Origin of the sequence: uncultured Metabacillus sp. (assembly GCF_947503125.1) — a bacterium.
In the GTDB taxonomy this organism is placed as follows: Bacteria; Bacillota; Bacilli; order Bacillales; family Bacillaceae; genus Metabacillus.
In genome coordinates, this window is record NZ_CANNCR010000066.1 from 1 (window position 1) to 19030 (window position 19030).

Annotated in this window: 21 protein-coding genes and 2 pseudogenes; 21 read left to right on the forward strand and 2 right to left on the reverse strand. The window is 35.2% G+C overall.

Features of this window, described 5'->3' with window-relative positions; genetic code table 11:
* Nucleotides 1–1166, forward strand: a 1166-nt coding sequence (locus Q1B07_RS23065) for an endo-1,4-beta-xylanase (RefSeq protein WP_299093868.1), incomplete at its 5' end; no start/stop codon positions are given.
* A 139-nt stretch (nt 1167–1305) separates the two neighbouring features.
* Here Q1B07_RS23065 and Q1B07_RS23070 read toward each other — a convergent pair.
* Nucleotides 1306–1560: a hypothetical protein gene (locus tag Q1B07_RS23070; RefSeq protein ID WP_299093869.1), complete on the reverse strand. Its 255-nt coding sequence runs from the start codon at nt 1558–1560 to the stop codon at nt 1306–1308.
* Nucleotides 1561–2160: 600 nt separating this feature from the next.
* On the opposite strand from Q1B07_RS23070, the gene Q1B07_RS23075 reads away from it, so the two are divergent.
* The 19 genes and pseudogenes from Q1B07_RS23075 (at nt 2161) to Q1B07_RS23160 (ending at nt 17485) form a co-directional block, all read left to right on the forward strand.
* The gene (locus Q1B07_RS23075; RefSeq protein WP_299093871.1) at nt 2161–3123 is read left to right on the forward strand and encodes a ParB/RepB/Spo0J family partition protein; all 963 of its coding nucleotides are present in this window, start codon (nt 2161–2163) and stop codon (nt 3121–3123) included.
* Nucleotides 3124–3507: 384 nt separating this feature from the next.
* Complete coding sequence (locus tag Q1B07_RS23080; protein WP_299093872.1) at nt 3508–4476, forward strand: type IV pilus biogenesis/stability protein PilW; 969 nt, start codon at nt 3508–3510, stop codon at nt 4474–4476.
* A gap of 683 nt (nt 4477–5159) precedes the next feature.
* Nucleotides 5160–6626 carry an ATP-binding protein gene (locus Q1B07_RS23085; protein WP_299093874.1) on the forward strand — a complete coding sequence of 489 codons (1467 nt, stop codon included), beginning with the start codon at nt 5160–5162 and terminating at the stop codon, nt 6624–6626.
* A 602-nt stretch (nt 6627–7228) separates the two neighbouring features.
* Nucleotides 7229–7327: a zinc-ribbon domain-containing protein gene (locus Q1B07_RS27105; RefSeq protein ID WP_366945270.1), complete on the forward strand. Its 99-nt coding sequence runs from the start codon at nt 7229–7231 to the stop codon at nt 7325–7327.
* Entirely contained in the window at nt 7296–7463 is a 168-nt protein-coding gene (locus Q1B07_RS23090) for a hypothetical protein (protein WP_299093876.1), read from the forward strand. Before Q1B07_RS27105 ends, Q1B07_RS23090 begins: the two co-directional genes overlap by 32 nt.
* Before the next feature lie 180 nt (nt 7464–7643).
* On the forward strand, nt 7644–7805 hold the full coding sequence (locus Q1B07_RS23095; protein WP_299093877.1) for a hypothetical protein: 162 nt from the start codon (nt 7644–7646) through the stop codon (nt 7803–7805).
* Nucleotides 7806–8340: 535 nt separating this feature from the next.
* Nucleotides 8341–9447 (forward strand): DNA sulfur modification protein DndB, encoded by a 1107-nt coding sequence (locus Q1B07_RS23100; RefSeq protein ID WP_299093879.1) that lies wholly within the window; start codon nt 8341–8343, stop codon nt 9445–9447.
* Nucleotides 9437–10438 (forward strand): DNA sulfur modification protein DndB, encoded by a 1002-nt coding sequence (locus Q1B07_RS23105; RefSeq protein ID WP_299093881.1) that lies wholly within the window; start codon nt 9437–9439, stop codon nt 10436–10438. The genes Q1B07_RS23100 and Q1B07_RS23105 overlap by 11 nt, the downstream gene beginning before the upstream one ends.
* 158 nt (nt 10439–10596) lie before the next feature.
* A complete protein-coding gene (locus Q1B07_RS23110) occupies nt 10597–11193 on the forward strand; it encodes a competence protein ComK (RefSeq protein ID WP_299093882.1) in 597 nt (198 codons plus the stop codon).
* A 455-nt stretch (nt 11194–11648) separates the two neighbouring features.
* Complete coding sequence (locus Q1B07_RS23115) at nt 11649–11972, forward strand: metalloregulator ArsR/SmtB family transcription factor (RefSeq protein ID WP_299093884.1); 324 nt, start codon at nt 11649–11651, stop codon at nt 11970–11972.
* Between the two features lie 3 nt (nt 11973–11975).
* Nucleotides 11976–12365 carry an SRPBCC domain-containing protein gene (locus Q1B07_RS23120; RefSeq protein WP_299093885.1) on the forward strand — a complete coding sequence of 130 codons (390 nt, stop codon included), beginning with the start codon at nt 11976–11978 and terminating at the stop codon, nt 12363–12365.
* Between the two features lie 161 nt (nt 12366–12526).
* Nucleotides 12527–13119, forward strand: a pseudogene (locus tag Q1B07_RS23125) (YdeI family protein).
* A 395-nt stretch (nt 13120–13514) separates the two neighbouring features.
* On the forward strand, nt 13515–13817 hold the full coding sequence (locus Q1B07_RS23130) for a WXG100 family type VII secretion target (protein WP_299093886.1): 303 nt from the start codon (nt 13515–13517) through the stop codon (nt 13815–13817).
* 2 nt (nt 13818–13819) lie between these two features.
* Nucleotides 13820–13987: a hypothetical protein gene (locus tag Q1B07_RS23135; RefSeq protein ID WP_299093887.1), complete on the forward strand. Its 168-nt coding sequence runs from the start codon at nt 13820–13822 to the stop codon at nt 13985–13987.
* 78 nt (nt 13988–14065) lie between these two features.
* The gene (locus tag Q1B07_RS23140; protein WP_299093888.1) at nt 14066–14209 is read left to right on the forward strand and encodes a hypothetical protein; all 144 of its coding nucleotides are present in this window, start codon (nt 14066–14068) and stop codon (nt 14207–14209) included.
* A gap of 37 nt (nt 14210–14246) precedes the next feature.
* Entirely contained in the window at nt 14247–15485 is a 1239-nt protein-coding gene (locus tag Q1B07_RS23145) for a hypothetical protein (protein ID WP_299093890.1), read from the forward strand.
* 134 nt (nt 15486–15619) lie between these two features.
* The gene (locus tag Q1B07_RS23150) at nt 15620–16291 is read left to right on the forward strand and encodes a hypothetical protein (RefSeq protein WP_299093891.1); all 672 of its coding nucleotides are present in this window, start codon (nt 15620–15622) and stop codon (nt 16289–16291) included.
* Nucleotides 16292–16295: 4 nt separating this feature from the next.
* Nucleotides 16296–16862, forward strand: a complete 567-nt coding sequence (locus Q1B07_RS23155; protein WP_366945269.1) for a DUF5381 family protein — start codon at nt 16296–16298, stop codon at nt 16860–16862.
* A 65-nt stretch (nt 16863–16927) separates the two neighbouring features.
* Nucleotides 16928–17485 (forward strand): DUF5381 family protein, encoded by a 558-nt coding sequence (locus Q1B07_RS23160; protein ID WP_299093894.1) that lies wholly within the window; start codon nt 16928–16930, stop codon nt 17483–17485.
* Nucleotides 17486–17715: 230 nt separating this feature from the next.
* On the opposite strand, the gene Q1B07_RS23165 is transcribed toward Q1B07_RS23160, so the two are convergent.
* The gene (locus tag Q1B07_RS23165; RefSeq protein WP_299093895.1) at nt 17716–18276 is read right to left on the reverse strand and encodes a CBO0543 family protein; all 561 of its coding nucleotides are present in this window, start codon (nt 18274–18276) and stop codon (nt 17716–17718) included.
* A 243-nt stretch (nt 18277–18519) separates the two neighbouring features.
* On the opposite strand from Q1B07_RS23165, the pseudogene prs reads away from it, so the two are divergent.
* A pseudogene (prs, locus tag Q1B07_RS23170) lies at nt 18520–18951 on the forward strand (ribose-phosphate diphosphokinase); the annotation flags it as partial.
* Nucleotides 18952–19030: the final 79 nt, after the last annotated feature.

Here is a 19030-nt window from a genome sequence, read left to right on the forward strand (position 1 = left end):
GTCAACTAAATGGTAGTTATGAAATATTGAGAATACACGAGTATTTGGAAGGAAAATTAACTTTATTGAGGGAGGGAAATCTCATAAGAACAAGTTATTTCCGAAAAAGGTATTGGATGTCGCGGGAAATGAGGTATTACCCGATCATCATCGTCCTGATAGGTATCGCTGCTTTTTTCTTCTTCATCTTTTTATTTGACGAAGAGCCACTGAAAGAATACGCGGAAAAAAGTGATTTCTTAATCGGTTCTGCCGTAAGATATGATCCATTAATGAAGGAAGAGGGCTATAAGGAAAAGATAAAAGAAGAATTTAATGTCATGACAGTGGAAAATGAAATGAAGTTTAGTACGATCCATCCGGAACCGTACGTCTATGATTTTACAGAAGCAGATGCCATCGTTGAATTTGCAAATGAAAACAACATAAAAATAAGAGGACATACATTGGTCCATCGGTCACTTCCTAAATGGCTTACAGAAGGAAATTATTCAAAAGAAGAAGTCCGTGAGATACTTGAATCTCATATTAAAACTGTCGTTACTCATTATCGCGGAAAAGTATTTGCCTGGGATGTTGTAAACGAAGCTTTTACAGAAGATGGAGAGTATCGAGATAATTTTTGGCTGCGCAAACTAGGTCCGGAATATATTAAACTTGCATTTAAATGGGCACATGAAGCAGATCCTGATGCTTTGCTGTTTTATAACGACTATGATAACGAAGAAGTAAATAAAAAGTCGACGGCTATTTATGAGCATATAAAAAATATAAAAAGCAAAGGTGTCCCTGTCCATGGCGTTGGTTTTCAAATGCATACAACGATCAATCATGAGTTTGATTTTAACAGTATAAAAGAAAACATGAACCGTTTAGCTAAATCAAACCTGCAGGTACATATAACGGAATTGGATATAAAATTGCAGAATAGAACCGAGCTGACGTTCGAAGAAAAGCTAGAGAAGCAATCGGACATATATGGGGATATCCTTTCGACTTGTTTATCTGCCAATAATTGCAAGGCGTTGGTGATGTGGGGCTTTACGGACAAACATAGCTGGATCCCAAAACAAACCGACACAGATGATTATCCACTTATCTTTGATCGCAATTATGATCCGAAACCTTCTTATGATGTGTTGAATGATATTTTGTCATCACAATAGGAGATAACAGGGATTTATTGCAGGTTCAATGTTAAAACTGTCAATCTTTTATAATATGCGAAGCAGAGAAGGAGAAGCTATTTATTTCAGCCTGTTCTCCTTCTCTTTTTCTTTCGAATTGTGCAATAGATTCATTTCATTAGTTTATGTAATAAGCCTGCCTATAAAGCTCCTCCAATGCCTGACTTACCGCTTCCTTTTCACTAAGAGCGCTAATACCCTCTGCATAAAAATCCTTAAAAGGCTCTTCCTCTTGACAAATTGTGGCCACGGCACGGTAGTGATCAGAATACTGGACCGTTTCCAATTCGATTTCATCCCCATGCTCATTGACAAATTGTGTGACCTCCCGCGCAATAAAATTCAATGAAGAATATAGTTCTTTTCTGTTCATCCCTATTCCTCCTCCTAAAATGATCTTACAATCCTATGATAAACGAACTAAGTTCTTAAGGCCTATAAATTTACAAAAAATATATAAAATCTATACGTTGAGTTAAAAAAATTCATTCGTTTGCAAGAATCCATTTATCTGATTTACATTTATCATTATTTATCCTCATGATACCGGTTTATTTTCGGGGATCAAGCTTTGGGTCTATGATAAAATCAGCCGTCCTTCAATTTAATACAGAAGTCCTCTTATCTCTACTTTATATGCAGGTAATGACCTTGGAACATCGAATCAAATAAAAGACAGTGTAGGAAACTTAATTGGAGTGAAAACCATGACAGAGAAATATCCAGTTCTAAAGGGGGGCATTTTTGTTGTAGCATAATAAAACACCTCCTTTGATTGATAAAAGTATCGTACCAGAAGGTGCTACGGTCAAAATATTGTGTCAGTAACATTTGGTATTTATACTTGTGCTCATTATCATATGAGGTAATGAACCTTTTTACAATAATAATAGATTAATATTATTGTAGATTTTTGTAATAGGACAATTTAAGCACGGAATACCCATGTATAAAAAGAAATGGGTGATTCAACATGAGCACGCAGCTAAAGAAGATTAAACTTTCTCAAATAAGGCTAGAAACAAGTTTTCGGAATAAGGAAAAGGATTTAAGTTTAGAATTTAGTATTAATAGAAATGGATTAAAAGTACCTTTAATTGTTGAGGAAGAAAATAAAAATGAATATGTACTAGTGAAGGGGTATCGTCGTTTTTATGTCCTTAAATTTTTAGGGAAGACAGATGCCGAATGTATTGTAGAAAAGCTAACTTCAGAAGAGGAAAGAATAATTAAGAGATTAGGGATAGAATTACACACCAAGAGGAGAACGGCATACCAGTTGGAACGAATGATTAACCGACTATTAGAGAATGAAAAATATAATGTCAAATTGATTGCAAGCCTGTGTAATGTTACAGTAGGGACCATAACCAAATATATTCGTAGTTCGGATATTAATCCGGAGTGGCTTAGAAGAGGAGAACAAACTGGTGCGGGAAGGCATGCATTTACTGATATTCATAAATTAAATATAAATGAAGAGACCAAAAATTATATTGCTGATAAATATATAGCTAGACAAATCAATAAAACCACCGTTGATATCATAAAAAAAGCTGCCAGTGAAAAATCATTTAAGGATATACCAGAAGAGAATTTAAAACAATGCATTGACCAGATAATCGAGCAGCAAAATAAAGTCTATGAAAATGTGAAAGAAATTGTTAGTGAAAACAGTTTGCAAGCTGGATATACAAAAAGCAGTCATATATTCATGCATAATTTAATTTTAAGTTTGTTAACCAGAATCGAAAAGATTTTTAATAGTAGTTACTATGTAAAATACTTATCAAATAAGCAAAAAGATCAACTGATTACATCGCTTCGCAACTTACTTCTAATTATAAATCCGCCAATAAAATGGTCAGAAATTCCCACTGAAGATCAACTTCATAAAAAGCCTGAAGATGAGAATGGTAGCAGTTTGGAACATTAAAAACTATAGCGCATTTTAACAGTAAATTGATATGGGTTGTGTCACAGGGACCACTCGAGATTTGTCGAGTAGAGAGTTGTTTTGGATTTGAGTGCATGACATCACACGGAACTTGTTGAATTTTAAAGTATGTGAAGAAGCAACCTAATTTATCGGAGATTGATCGTGTTATAGATTGGTAAATAGCGTTGAATAAGTATTTATTGCGAAGTTGGTTCTAGTTTACTAAATATAAAGGTTAATTCAGCTAGTATTGAATTCACTGCGATACATTTTTGATATAATAGTATGAATATTACAGCTATAGAAAGGTAGACGATGATGCCGAATTCGCAAATTAATCCTTTACTGATACAGATACTGTTAAATCAAGAGACTTCAAACATGTCGGATTGTCCTACAACGAACTTGTTGCCTGGAAAATATGTAAAAACGATTCTTCAAAATAAGAAATCACTCAACCCAATTATAGAAGAAAACAATCAAATGTTGATTTGTAAAAGCTGTGGCAGAAAAGGGAAATATGATGTCGGGATGTTAGTTGTGAATGTTGATAAGGAAAAAAATCCCGACAATATATCTGATACCATTCAAATGACAGGATATTTTCGCTGCAAGCATTGTAACGATGCTGGTAATTGGGAGCTGCCAACCAATCTCCTCATGTTCACGATGTTTAGTGCTCTTCCGTTAGGGAATAGCGGGCAAAAGCAGAGTACGATTGGTAAAAACCTTTTATTTGATGGAAGCTGGCATAGGTATACAACCGATGCGGAGGAATATTTACTAAATTTATTGAAGGAAAACCCCCAAGATTCCTATGTTTGGAATCGACTTGGAAACTTGTATCATAAGGGAAATCGTCCTGAGTTAGCGGTAAGCGTTTTTGAACATTCGATCTTGATTGACCCAGGTCAAACGGAATCTCATTTTACATTAGGAGATATGTTAGCTCAAATAAGTGATTTGCCAAATGCAGGATATCATTTCCGTCAAATGCTTCTTAGTGCGGAAGCGTATAAAAGGATGCCAGCAGTAAAATTAAGAGAGATACTAGCGAATGGGCTTCTATTATTATTTTTGATGCATGATCATACAAATGGGGAAGTTCCTTTTTTACCGACATTAGATGAAATAAAAGCATCAGGACGAAAGGGAGCTCCAGTGAATCTTGCAGAGATGGAGCTGGAAATATTCCCCGATGATGTAGATTCCTTTTTTCCAATAGCCGAAATGTATATGGGAGTCCGAGCTAAAGAGATTCCAATTAGAGAGAAAACTTTTAACATGATGAATTCTTCAAAAATCTCGTTAAAACAAAAGAAGGTTAAAAAGAAGAAAAAGAGGAAGTGAAGCATGGGGGACGGTTCTCTTGCTTCTTCATATTGTAGGTGGACATATGGCAAGCACTTAAGAATATAGGTAATATGAAAATGTCAACTACTGATTTACAACGTAAGCTATCAAGGTGGAATGACAATATAAAGGATACTAATACATTAGAAAGAGTTGGAGATTCAGTCGAAAATGGAGGAGAGTCCTTTATTAATACAATTAATACCAAATTCTATTAAAGAAAATTACATCGTAGTAAATTTCCTTTCAAAAAATAGTTTAGAAAATGGATTAAATAACCTAAAGTAAGGTAACACTTGTCCACATCAAATTATTCAGATATTATGGTTGCTTTCTTCCTTTATTTCTACATGTAAAGAATTAGGGATAATAGCTCATATTACCTGTTTACCTTGATTCAAATGCGGTTAGTATATAAACTAACCGCATTTATAATAACCTCATTTACTTATGATACGGTTCACCGTAACTACTATACCTGCAGTTTATTATTCCTAACCACTTATCCTATTGTTGGTCGCCAGCCATAGGATCTCCTAGTTAAATAATTCAGTTCAATTAAGGGAAAGCGAAAATAACGTTTAATTTTAAATTTTTACGGTAAAAATGTAAAATATACTTCTACTTTTTTCGGGTAAAATATAAAATATAAGTAATAAATTATATTAGGAGTGAATGTTGTGTCATTTATATCTCAGGAAAAAATCTTAAAAGTTTTGTTGGGCTTTAACCCTTGGTGGAATAGTGGGCAAATTCCCCGTGACTTTGAAAAACCAGTAAAAAGGTTAGCATTTTATGAAGCTAAAAAATATTTTTATCATCCTGAAATTAGACGCGAAATTATTCTTTCTGGCCCGAGGCGAGTTGGTAAAACCACTATTATGTATCAAATGATTAGTGATATCCTAGAACATTCTTCCTCTAAACAAATACTTTACGTCTCTTTTGACCACCCAATGCTAAAATTATGTGAGATTGGTGACATTCTTGAAGTATTTGAAAACAATATATCACATGGTACCAAGGTTTTATATTTATTTTTTGATGAAATTCAGTATGCCTCAAATTGGGACACTTGGTTAAAAACATTATATGACCAGCATCCTTCTTATAAAATTATGGCTACTGGATCAGCAAGCCCAATTCTTGCTACAAAGATGAGCGAAAGTGGCGTTGGCAGATGGACCCAGATTAAGATTCCAACACTTTCTTTTTACGAATACATTGAATTAATTGAAGCAAGTAAACCTTTATTACCAAATAATATCAAACCAACCCAATTAGGTAATCTAAGTGATAACGAACTTTCTTCAATTATGATTTCGATGCAATCTTTACAAAAGCATTTTCACCAATACCTTTTAATCGGTGGTTTTCCTGAAGTTGCAAAAACGAATGACATTTCGTTTGCTCAAAAAATAATTCGCGAAGATGTAGTAGATAAAGTTATAAAAAGAGATATTGTTTCATTATTTAATATACGAAATGTACAGGAGTTTGAAAAAATCTTTCTATATCTTTGCATAACGAGCGGTAATATTATAGTTACTGAAACAATTGCAAAGGAAATTGGTGTTTCAAGACCAACAATTAGTAATTACTTAGAACTGTTAGAACATGCAAATTTAATCTACATAAGTAAACCATTTGAACCTAAAGGAAAAAAAATATTAAAGTCCAAACCAAAAATCTATTTAGCCGATCCTGCTATTCGCAATGCAGTTTTGATGTTGGGTGAGGAGGTTCTAACAGATCCTTTGGAGATGGGGACAATTATTGAAACAGCGGTTTATAAACATATCTATACTTTCTTTTATGATAAACATCCGACAATCGGTTATTTTCGAGACTCAAAAACTCAAAAGGAAATTGACATTATTGTTTCATTTCCAATAGGTCGTATCTTAATTGAGGTAAAATACAGACAAAACTCAACAATTTCAGAAAATGAAGCAATTGTAGAATGGGCTAATGATTCACAAACAAAAGGAGCTATCATTGTTACCCGAAATGGCGATGATTACGGGATAACAAAACATAATACAAATACCAAGATTATTCGTATCCCAGCATTCGCTTTCCTTTACCTATTAGGCCATGCAGAAAAAGAAGGATATGAGCAATTGAAACCTCCTCAAGTTTTATGAGAGGAGGCTTTTTATTTTTTAAAAGTATAGAAAGTATAACTTTTTGTACTTAGTTTTAGTGTCTAGCTCCAGCGCCTAGCCACTCATGAATTGAAGGAAAAGAACGCCTTCTATTTATGAGTGGCTTATTTGCCCGAGGCTGAGCAAGGCGATTGCGCATTTCTTAAGTAAGTGAAAAAGGAAGAAATAAAACAAGCTAACAGAAGGAAAGATAGGTGCTTCACTTCTGTTAGCTATTGGCTATTGGCTATTGGGTCTGGCTCCCTTTATTAGAGAAAAGATATAAGGATATAGAGTAAGGCATAAAGTTGAAATGATAAATTGGCAGGTAGATTTTACCGTAATTAAGAAATATAGAAGCTGAACTAACTGTGATTATAAAAACTAATTTAGTCATATGATACCAGGAAAAAGCTACCTAATGAATCAGTTTATTATCAATTAACACCTGTTATGAATCAATCTCTCACAAGTAAATGTTGCGACATTGGTTTGATGTTGAAAATTGTAAACCAAAATATCAAAGTAAATAACTGACTAATAATTGAAAATTTAAACATTTTACAATATGATTAATTTAGGTAAAAAGTATCGGTTGGGTGATGGTCTTTTTGTACTGTTCAAATTGCGGCACACAAATGTCTGAAAGGGGAAAATATTGTACGAATTGTGGGCGACGTACGAAACGATTATCTGGATGACTATGGATACTTTGAAGGTGGAAGCTATAACGAAGACTATGATGAGTATTACGAAATTCCTTATGAAGAAAACTGGGCTGAGAACTTTGATGAAAGCTATGAATCAGAAGAAATCTATGACTATGAAGTTTACTAAGACTATGAAACTGGCTAATATGACAATATTGAAGACGATGGAAGCTATGAAACAGAAGAATATAACAATCATGAGGACTACGGAAACTATGAAACGGATGAATATGTTGAATCCGAAGAGGACTCAAGTATAGATGAACAAGATGAAAGTCAAAGCATTCAGGATAGGGGAGAAAATCTGATGGAGGATGATGGTTCTGTGGAGGAAGGAACGGTTGTCGAAGAACATCCGATAGAATCCCCAGAGGTTGTAGAACCGGCTGATCCTCCACAGGAACAGCCGATTGGAGAGGAAGCTTCAGTAGATGAAGATTCAACAATTGAAGAAATACCTGTACCTTAAAGAAAAGCTTTGTTGTTTAGGCAGCATAATGATGTAAAGGATTAATATCAGGGTCTGCCAACAAGTTTTGAAAAGTTCATCAGTTTTATAAAAATAGTCATCTATTAAACGAGATGGCTTTTTTACTGGAGCAAAAACAGTGAAAAACAGCAAATTGATTAAAAGTAGTGCAATCAATTCATAACTGAAACGTATAGTGTTCAGTAATTGGCATCAATGCATGTACGAAATGGTAACGTCAGGATGGTTGATTCAGGCAAACAAGTGGGTTTTGTTAATTGATGAAGAGCGTATAAAAGAACGTAGATAAGCTGATGTTGAGATGGGGCAGCTGTCAGGAATCCCGTAAAATTAAGGTTTCATACTAAAAGCGGCAGCCTATATATCAAATTTTTAAAAATTAGTCAAGGTTTTGAAAATAATATTCATTTACCTATAAGGATTTAATGAGAATATTTACAATATTTACAGAAAAATTACATAAGAGATGGAAAAATTAGATTATAATGGAAATGGACAAGGGAGTGAAAAGACAATGAATGAAGAGTTTTTAACAAAACTGAAAGGACATTATTTGCACCAGTTTGGTCATGACCTGTTAGTGACAGAGCTGCCTTTTCAGTTTTTAAAAAGTATATTTAAAGTCGACCCGCACGTACAAAGAGAATTGGATCCCAGAAGGAGAAATCTCATAAAAGAATATATCTTAAATACTGTTCATGAGCATACATTTTATTTCTCGCCATTTGTATATTCGGCAAGAGGCTGTATTGAAATAGTTGGTGACCATTGGGAAATCAAGCCCGGCTCGAAGCTGGCGATACTGGAAGGGCAGCACCGCTCTGCAGCACTCATATCAGCACTTAGACACCTCGAGATAAAGAAAGAAGCGCTTGAAGAAATGCCTTCTTCCAACCATCATGAAATCACTCAAATCGAAGCAGCTATTAATAAATTGGAATCTTTCCCTATCACTATGCAAATCTACTTAAACTTAACCACCCAGGAAGAACGTCAGCTGTTCACAGATATTAATACAGAACGAAAAAATGCCCATCGCGGTTTAATCATGAAGTATGAGCAAAGGGAAGAGTATGTTCTCCTGGCAAGACATATTGCGGCTAAGCTTCAAACACAATTGGATATTGAAACAACCTTATCGCGGTTAACCGTACATAACACGGCGATCACTTCACTCGTTGTCATGAGGCGGTGTCTGCTTGCTCTTTTTGAAGGTGTGTTAACCCATAAGGAAGGCAGTCCAAAGCTGAAATATTGCGAGAGCGAAGAGATGGAATCAATCTCATATAAATTTTTTAAAGGATGGACGGAGTTGTTTCCGATTCAAGGGGGAAATCGGGAAAAATATGTTTGCGGGCTGTCAGGCATTCAAATTGCGCTTGCTTATACAGTCTATCAGTTAGTATCAATCCATGGTTTTCCTTATTTACAAGCGATTGATGAACTGAAGAAGCTGAAGGCAAATACCTCTTGGAGACATGACGATCCACTATTTTCACTATTTTATGACAGGAGGAAAAAGCGATTAAGCAATCATTCGACACAGCGATCCATTTTAAAATTAACAGATGAATTCCTTACTTGTCTTGCTAATAGAGGGGTGAAAAGCAATGAACGTTAAAACAACGATTGAGTATATGACATTAACCGATTTGGCAAAGCGGTTAGCGGAGGATCAAATCATTCTAAGAGAAACGATCAAAGAACATGTACAAAACTTGCGTAAATATTTAATAAATGGCATTGATAAAAAACAAGCCTACCTGCCAATGCTGGTCGTCAATAAGGCAAGCGACGGAACACTTCAAATGATTGATGGGTCAACGAGAGCACGGGCGATTTATACGCTTTATGTTATGCTCCAAAATAAAAAGCTTGAAAAAGATGAAACGATGACGAAGGTGGCGGTTTATTTTGAGAATTCCTCTATAGGAATTCAAGTGTTTCATCAATTGACAGAGGAAGAATGTGATCAGCTTTATATTGATTTTAATACGAAGGGGAAAAAGGTTGCTCTGTCCAAGCTTATTGAGTATGACTCAAGGCACTTGGATAATCAAATTACAAATATGCTGATGGAAACAAATACGATGCTGAAGGAAGCGGGAATTGATACGGAGAAACGGTCGATTATACGACCAACGAACAGGAACTTTCTATCACTCTCACAGCTTAGGCAAATTGTCAAGATTTTCATGGAAGGATACCATCTCGCAGTCAAAAAAGAGGGTCATAAAACCTACCCATTAGACGAGAAGGAATATGTCGAATTAATAAATGCGTGGATTAATGAGCTATTTAAATGGCAGCATCCCCGTGATGCCGGAAACTATCATAAAACATTGCTGGCGAGCTTTCCTGTGATCCTTAGTCTTGCTTATTATGTAAATGAGGAAGTCATCGACAAACCCCTTGAAGATCGTTTTAAGGTAATGAAGTCAAAAATGAAGGCGCTGGATACGATCGATTGGTCATCCGAAAACAAGCTTTGGGAGAAGTTCAAAGGATCGCATCGAAAAGGCACAAACTTATATTTTTTAAGCAACGAACCAGCAACGATCAAGCAGCTTGTAAACTATTATCATCAAATCTCTTTTAAGGGGGTGATGTAATGGGATAAACGAAGAACAGAAAAGTCCCTAAGCACAAGAACTTTGGCCAGTACTGTGCTTAAGGACTCGGGTAGCTGGATAAATACCAACTATATTGGTATTATATCTGACTCCTTTTAAAAATAAAAGATTAAGAAATTTTCGAAGGGAGAAAGAATATGAGTAAGAGTTATAGTGTGAATGTTGAAAATAATGAAGAAATTATCACGGAAGCAACGATGGCCCTGATCCCTAAATATGAATTAGGTACAGGAAACCTTCATTGTACAATTTTAGGACAATATGGCGTAAAAGAGGTAAAGCAAAATCCGCTCGCTATTGTGAAGGAAAGCTGTATCTTTTATGGCAGTGATTTCAAAGGAAGTATCAATTCTGCGAGAAAGATTTTAAGGAAACAAAGGAATCTTCCTATCATGGTTAGTTTAACCTTCAAACTCTGCATGATCCCGTTATCCTCACCTATGAAAGAGGATTGCTCATGGATCGCTCTTCGGCATGTAGAAGAAACGTTCTCAAATCGAGAGAACTCGATTATCCTTTTTTCAAACGGTCAGCAGCTAAACGTGAATATTAGCTGGAAGGTTCTAGAGGACCGCATCAACAAGGCAGGTCGTTTAATCAGTACATATGACTACAGGTATGAAAAAATGAAAGATCTCTACATAACGAGTATGGTGGCGGAGGGCCGAGAGGATGACCTATTTTCCGAACAAGAAAGTCTATACAGGGTGCAGCCGTCTATAGACATGGGATGATATTGAGGTCGGATACGAAGCACCACTAATAACTAGAAGATTTGTGGTGCTTCAAGTATCCGAACATTCCACTTTTTTACTTTTAAAAAGTAAGCAGAAGTATAAAATTTCAACTTAGTTTTATATCTAGCTGCAACGTAGTTAAATCAGCATGTGGGCCTTTGACAGATTTCAATATTTCATAATGTGGCGCGTTTATTGAATAACGCGTCTTTTTGTTTTGGCTATATTCTTGCATAATACTCTATAAGGAAGTCCGAAAAGTTGTTTAAGAAGTATACTTGGCGTGAATATACCTCATGCTATTTTGTGAAAAACAAATATTGACAGGACACTATTAGGTGTCGTATTATAAAAATGACACTGAATGGTGTCGGATTAGTAATTAGTCATTTGGATCCCTTCGTACCATTAATAGATCTCTACTACAGTAAATAATAGTTGGAGGGAGTGTTGTGAGTGAGAATAACAAATCACGGGACGTGTTTGACGCGATTGCAGATCCAACCAGGCGCAGACTAATTCGTCTGTTAGCAGATGTTGAGGAGATGCCGCTTCATGAAATAACGGCGCAATTTAAAATGGGTCGTACCGCTGTTTCTAAACATTTGGCTGTCCTTAAAGAAGCTGGTTTAGTTGCTGACCGTAAAGTTGGCAGGGAAACAAGGTATCGATTAATTGCGGCTCCCCTGCAGGAAGTGAAAGATTGGGTATCTTTTTACGAGAAATTTTGGAAGGAAAGAGTGGCACTTTTAAAAATTTTATTAGAGGAGGAATAAATAATGGCCGAATTTTCATTGGATTTTCAGTTTACAAGCTCAATTAATAAGGTGTGGAACGCATTAACAGATTCGGATACGCTTGCAAAATGGGTAATGGAAAATGATTTTAAACCAATCGTGGGACATAAATGTCAATTCCGAAATCCACAATGGAATTTAATTGTAAATAGTGAAGTATTAGTAGTAGATGAGCCTTATAAGTTATCTTACACTTGGGTAGGCGGTCCGATAGACACGATCGTCACATGGACATTGAAGCACGAGGATGGAATAACCTACTTACATCTTAAACATACTGGATTCGAAAAAGAAGATCAAGCATTCAATGGTGCAAAATATGGTTGGGCGAATATGGTTGGAGAGCTAAAAAAAGTGTTAGAGGAAAGGTAAGAACCTCTGAACCTGGTTTTAGATTCGCTAACGAAGCGGGATAAGCAAACGGATCAGTTTAGGACTGAGCCGTTTGCTATGAAAACTAAATTTTTGTGAATGTAGAGAATATCAATATGAACATACATCAGCTCATTGAATAATTGGAGAGAGGTGTTCTAATGACAGATAGTAGAAGGAATCGTAAGGTTGATGGATTTATTAAGAAAGCGAAAAAGTGGCAGGAAGAATTTGAGACGCTGCGAAATATCGTTCTTGACTGTGAGCTGGACGAAGATATTAAGTGGATGCATCCTTGTTACATGTACGAGAATAAAAACATCGTACTAATACATGGATTTAAAGATTATTGTGCACTTTTATTTCACAAAGGTGCCTTGCTAAAGGATCCCCATGGGATTCTCATCCAACAAACGGAGAATGTCCAGGCGGCGCGCCAGATTCGCTTCACCAATGTTCAAGAAATCGTTGAAATGGAATCCATCTTGAAAGAGTATATTAAGGAAGCCATTGAAGTTGAAAAAGCTGGTTTGGAAGTGGAGTTTAAAAAGAATACAGAATTAAACATTCCTGAAGAACTTCAAACTAAATTCGATGAACTCCAGCCTTGAAAACGGCATTTGAAGCATTGACCCCGGGACGGCAAAGAGCATACATTCTTCATTTTTCTCAAGCTAAACAAGCCAAAACCCGTGAGTCAAGGATTGAAAAAAGTATGGAGAAAATTCTGGCTGGAAAGGGATTAAATGATTAGTATATTTGGGCACGATCCTCTCACAAGGAAAGTGCTCATTTTCTATTTTTGGCCTATTTAATTGAATAACGCTTGATGGCTGTTTTTCCAAACTTCTAAAAACACGTCATTGATACAGTCATCGACTGAATCACGTTTACCAATTGGCTGTAATATTTTAAGTACAATGAATTTGAAAAAGGGCATACTTCGAATAGGTTCTACTTAATTGGACAGAAAAAGCTGTGTCTGTAACAAAAATAAAGACATTTTTCCTATATTCATTATTAATTTCAATACTGGAGACTTATGGAAGTGACATTTTAATTATAGTAACATTTACTTATCTATAATAGGAAATTATTGTATTAGAATGGTATTTGACAATAATTTGAGCAAAAGTACGGGGTGAAAAGATGAATTCGGATAAAGTCAGAGCCTTAGCAAAGGTGTTTCAGGAATCTTCTGAGGAGTTAAAAGTCGATGAAGCAAAATTAATGCAAAGTATACATACAAATACAGCAACATGGACAGGAGAAGCCCGGAAAAAATTTGATTCCATGCTTGATGAAGCAGCTGTCTTGTTTCAAAGACATTCAGACAATCTTTATCAAATCAGCAGAGAATTAGAAAGCGCAGCAAATGATGTTGACAGAGTAAGAGAAGAGATTGAAAGACAAAAAGAATTAGAGCGGCTTGCTTGTATGAAGGAAGAATAGAAATGAAACCGAAAAACAGGGATCGTAAAAGTTTGGAGGAGGAAGGCTGGATTCTCCCGGATAAGAATAAGGACTCTAAAGACGGTAGTTTACTTCCAGGTTGCAGTGATTTTTTTATTTTGTTTATTCAATTTGGTGTTTTGGTTAACCAAATAAATAGCCTTTATTAATATTACATAGCTTAAAAATTTCTGGTTTGGCTTATCAATTTTTGTGAAAAATATTCAAAATGATTAGAGGGGTATAAAATGACTCGTAATAAGTATAAAAAGAAAAAAGAAGTTGATGGCAAGAAAGGAATGGATGACAATTGGGTACCTGGTTGTTCAGATCTATTTATCTTGCCTTTACAGATTATGATAGTGGGACATTACTTTTTTAATAGTATATAGAGGAAATCGTACATAATAGAAAAGGGAATGATATAGAGTGGGTAATAAAATTTCAGTAGATCCGGATCGTTTAGAAGATTTAGCAAATGAGCTTGTCTCGAAATTGTCTAAAATTGAAGCGGAATACAAGAATCTTCATTTAGAGCTTTACAACCTAATTAGCAGTGCTCCGGCAGAGTATAGTCATTGTTTTTATCAAGTAGGAGATCCTTGGGGAACGGGAAATCAATTAGTTGATCTTCTGAGTGAAATGGAGATTGACCTGCGAATGACCGCCAATAAATTCTCAGATGCTGATAACCTAGTTGGGAAACTTTATAAACTGTATGATCAGTATGGGGCACTCACTGCGATGGGGGCTTTAGCAACCAAACAGCTAGCATTTTATGGACTTGGTTTTACACAATTTACAAAGAATGCTGATGGGTTATTTACATATAAACATATGAGGGCACTTGATCAATTTTCAGAGATGATTGACAATTCCCAGTTTCGCAATGTAGCAAGAGCATTTTTAAAGCCAACTTATTTATTGAAAAAATATAAAGATGTACCATTTGCAGATTTAGTTCATAAAAAGGTTTCAAAGTATCTTCCTAGTGATGTTGTTAAGTATACAGATAGTTCAAAGGCTTTATTTGAAGGGTTTAAGCATCGAGCACTGGACTCAACAACGTTTAAATCATTTGTTAAAACCGGAGCAAAATTCGCAAGAACAAATGCCGTTAGTACGTTCTTAGTAACAGGAGCAATGGAAGTAGGCGGAATGGGATTAAAAATTTCAGAAAACTATGCGAAATATGGAAATAATTCAGAGGTCTTAAAACGCGAAAATGCAAAAGCGGTAGGAAATGCCGTGAATAATACTGCTGCTATTACAGGAGGTTCCATTGCAGGGGCTGTAGTTGGTGGGGCATTATTAAGTTTTGCTGGACCAGTAGGTACTGTAGTAGGAGCTACTGCTGGTTCTTTCGTAGGAGGAATTGTTGGAGAGCAAGCGGCTAAACTTACTGCAGGAATAGCAGAAAAAGCGGCTATAGCTTTAAAAGAACCTATACATGCAGGGATTGAGTTTTTTAAAGGCGGTTTCGAAAAAGCCGGGAAAGTGGTTGAAGGTGTTAATAAAGGTGTTGATTTTGTAAATGATCAAATTAAGGAGACCATTGCTGACCCAGTTGGGAAGGTGAAAGAAATTGGTTCGAAAGCAAAAGAAACCGCGAGTTCCCTTGTCGATGGAGCGAAAGATTTTCTTGAGGATAAATTGTCATTTTTTTAAGGAGGACATATGAATACGATTCAATTAAGTATTGAGGAATTACTTTTTTCGTTTATAGTGAAGGTTTATTTGAACAAGGAATATCCATTAAAGAAGCTTATTTTCCAACGCTTCAAGATGCTGAGTTAAAATTAATGCTGGAAATTGCTTCTCGCTCCTTGTTAGCAAAAGAGATGATCAAGGAAGTTAATAGCCAATATAAATTAAAAGATGAATTTGCTTCCTTTATTTATACTTTGAATTATGCAGAAAGTACCATTAAGGCTTCTAAACATCAGTTTGACTTAAATGGAGAAGAAAGTATTTCCCTTCATTTTAAAAATGGAGAAATCTATTTACATAAACTATTGTATGATCATCAAGTTCATTCTATTTCTAAGCTGCCGGAAGAAGAAATCCTTTCAGTAATAAGTAGATTTTTCAACTTCCGTGCCTTAGAAAAACAAGGTGAAGTCATTCTTCAGTTAACAAGTGAAGAATTTGAAGACTTGTTAACTGATGTAAGTCAATCTCATTCTTTACCAGAATCAATTGTTCAGAAATGGATAAGCAAAAAGGGAAAGTCTCCTAGTATCCTAGCGTTTTTAAATGATCTTGCGAATAGAAATGGTAAAATGGACAGTTTATTAAGCCTAAAGTACGATTCAGATAATAACCCAGATCTAATGGATCTTTATTTTATTATCCCAGGAAAGACAGAACACTGGCTAGCTACAAGGGACAACAACCTTGACCTGAATATTCAAAGAGCAAATGAGGCATCTATTAAAAAGCTTTTATCAACGAACAAGATTTTACCAGCTTAAGGAGGTGCACAGTTTGTTAAATGTTAAGAAAGATAATGAAGAAATAAAAATAAAAGGTTCAAAGTTCATGTACGGGTGGATATTCCTTTCTTTAATTGGAGGAATAGCGGCATGTTTATTCCTAATTACGCACGGTTTAAAATTTGATTCAAAATATTCCTTGTTTTATCTTGGCGGCGGTATTATGTGTATGCCTTTTTTCGTTTATATCACTCTCTGGCACTTACCTGCCCTTATCCCAGGGAAGATACTATTAACGATAGTCCAAGGTGAGACCGGCACGATAAAATCGAAAAAAGGGTCAGTTTTAATTAAAAATATCCGGAATATTAATTTAATAAGAAATCCACTAAATTTGATCAATGATATTGTCATTGAAACCTTCGATAACAAAAAAATGAAAATTCGAACTTATAATCTCATTGATGACCTTGATTATGAGGTGATCGTTGATAAATATATGTACCCTTATATGACAGAAAACGCAAGAAAAGTATGGGATCGTAAGGTGAATTTAGAGAAATTACAAAGAGTAGCTAAATACGTGCGGCAGGAGCGGAAAATTGATTAAGTATACATGCTTATAAAACGACTTAAAGTAGATGGATCGCTTGGTACTACTTAGGAGGAAAGAGATTGATCAATATAAAGACAGCAGGAAATTCGATCAAAATCAAAGGCTCAAAGTTCATGTACGTGTGGATGTTTTTTGCTACTGTAGGTTTTTTAATTGCTTGTACCTTCCTAATCATACATGGATTGAAATTTGATTCGAAGTATTCTTTATTTTACCTTGGTGGTGGCCTCGTTCTCACACCTATTTACTTTTACCTAACTCTTTGGTCGCTTCCTGGTTTTATTCCGGGAAAGATACTGTTAACAATTGTTCCAAGTGAGAATGGTACAGTTAAGTCAAACAAAGGTACAGTTTATATTAAGAATATCCGCAATATCGATTTAGTAAGAAATCCATTTAATTTGATCAATGATATTGTCATTGAAACCTTCGATAACAAGAAAATGAAAATTCGAACTTATAATCTTCTTGACGACCTGGATTATGAGGTGATCGTTGATAAATATATGTACCCTTATATGACAGAAAATGCAAGAAAAGTATGGGATCGCAAGGTTAACTTAGATTTATTGTTTAAGGAACTAAAATATGAACGGCAGGAGCATAAAGTTGATTAAGGATCAGTTGCTTTACTTCCTAAAATTAAACCATTTCACTACTGGTGGATAAACCGTGAAAACAATATATTTTCATGGTTTATCCCTGTGTCAAAGAAACAGTAAATCTGTTAACAAAAGCTGATGAATGTCAGCTTTATAAACCAAATTTCCTCAATAAAATGCTTCTTCAGTCGAGCGATTGCATCTTATAACAAGTAAACACTACGAATCATGTCCATCTCAAAATTTCACTTTCTTAGCTCTGCAAAATTCTTGCTTGTTACTAAGGAGTAGCCAATTAGAAAGAGAAAAAAATAAATAGGGAATGAAAAAAGGTGATTCCAGTTTATTAATTTATAAAATCCTAACCATTCAAATAAAGGTTCTCCTATAAATGCACAAAAAATTGAATAGAAAAGGCCCTTTAAAATAGGAGAAGTATTTCGTTTTATCTGCATAAGAACAAGAAAAACCACTGGGAGAAGGCTTAAATCCCAAGGTAAGAAAGACGGCAAGAACGGAATTGGTTCAAATCTATAATCCCAAAGATTTAATTCTGCTCCAAAAGAATCTAAGAACATCGAAATGATTATGATAAAAAATGCCCCGTATAATAAACGACTTGTGCTCTCTTTTTTTCTAAATTTCCACCATAAAACCCAAGGGATAACTGTAAGTGTGACACAAAACCACCATTGCCAGGATAGAAACACATATTCAAACCAAATTTCATGATCTTTTTGATCAGCAAAAACTAACATCTTATAGACATCATCTATTTTTTTCGCAGCTTCCTCTGGAATAAACATTTTCCCATTCCTTTACATCAATTCCGTAAATTATTAAAACTACATGAAAGGCTTATTTTCATCTAAAACTTTGATCATTATTCAAAATCTTAAATCACTATATTCATAAGATTTTCCACTTTTGTATTCATAATTGATATTTATCGGCACTTTAAAAAAGGCTTCATTAGGTATTTATTCGTTCTAAAGGCAATAAAATTAAAAATAACAAGTCTGATTATGTAAAAAAAACACCTTTTTTAACCTGACAGTGGCGGTGTCTTGCGTGCCCGGAAAATGGCAAGTCGTTTAAATGCTCCGATTGCCTTCATTGATAAACGCCGGCCGAAGCCAAACGTCGCTGAGGTTATGAATATAGTCGGTGACATTAACAGAAGAAATGCGATTATCATTGATGATTTGATTGATACGGCAGGCACTATAACATTGGCTGCGAATGCATTGATAGAGAATGGAGTAAAAGAGGTTTATGCCTGCTGTACCCATCCCGTCCTTTCAGGCTCAGCTATAAATAGGATCGAATCGTCAGCCATCAAAGAGCTGGTTATCACAAATACGATTGATCTACCAGAAGAAAAACAGATTCCTAAAATCACCACTTTATCTGTAGCTCCGCTTTTAGCTGAGGCAATTAACCGTATTCATAATGAGCAATCTGTTAGCATTTTATTTGAATACACTAGCTTTGCATTAAATAAATTCCTCTTTGTCAATAGTTTTTTTAAAAAAAGTCTGTTAGAACACAAAAAAACTC

Excerpts from the sequence above, each read along its gene's own strand:
- Q1B07_RS23110 (WP_299093882.1), top strand. The coding sequence starts at position 10,597 with ATGAGTAAGAGTTATAGTGTGAATGTTGAAAATAATGAAGAAATTATC.
- Q1B07_RS23080 (WP_299093872.1), top strand. The coding sequence starts at position 3,508 with ATGTCGGATTGTCCTACAACGAACTTGTTGCCTGGAAAATATGTAAAA.
- Q1B07_RS23140 (WP_299093888.1), top strand. The coding sequence starts at position 14,066 with ATGACTCGTAATAAGTATAAAAAGAAAAAAGAAGTTGATGGCAAGAAA.
- Q1B07_RS23070 (WP_299093869.1), bottom strand. The coding sequence starts at position 1,560 with ATGAACAGAAAAGAACTATATTCTTCATTGAATTTTATTGCGCGGGAG.
- Q1B07_RS23135 (WP_299093887.1), top strand. The coding sequence starts at position 13,820 with ATGAAACCGAAAAACAGGGATCGTAAAAGTTTGGAGGAGGAAGGCTGG.
- Q1B07_RS23100 (WP_299093879.1), top strand. The coding sequence starts at position 8,341 with ATGAATGAAGAGTTTTTAACAAAACTGAAAGGACATTATTTGCACCAG.
- Q1B07_RS23130 (WP_299093886.1), top strand. The coding sequence starts at position 13,515 with ATGAATTCGGATAAAGTCAGAGCCTTAGCAAAGGTGTTTCAGGAATCT.
- Q1B07_RS23105 (WP_299093881.1), top strand. The coding sequence starts at position 9,437 with ATGAACGTTAAAACAACGATTGAGTATATGACATTAACCGATTTGGCA.
- Q1B07_RS27105 (WP_366945270.1), top strand. The coding sequence starts at position 7,229 with ATGGTCTTTTTGTACTGTTCAAATTGCGGCACACAAATGTCTGAAAGG.
- Q1B07_RS23095 (WP_299093877.1), top strand. The coding sequence starts at position 7,644 with ATGGAGGATGATGGTTCTGTGGAGGAAGGAACGGTTGTCGAAGAACAT.
- Q1B07_RS23075 (WP_299093871.1), top strand. The coding sequence starts at position 2,161 with ATGAGCACGCAGCTAAAGAAGATTAAACTTTCTCAAATAAGGCTAGAA.
- Q1B07_RS23165 (WP_299093895.1), bottom strand. The coding sequence starts at position 18,276 with ATGTTTATTCCAGAGGAAGCTGCGAAAAAAATAGATGATGTCTATAAG.
- Q1B07_RS23120 (WP_299093885.1), top strand. The coding sequence starts at position 11,976 with ATGGCCGAATTTTCATTGGATTTTCAGTTTACAAGCTCAATTAATAAG.
- Q1B07_RS23150 (WP_299093891.1), top strand. The coding sequence starts at position 15,620 with ATGCTGGAAATTGCTTCTCGCTCCTTGTTAGCAAAAGAGATGATCAAG.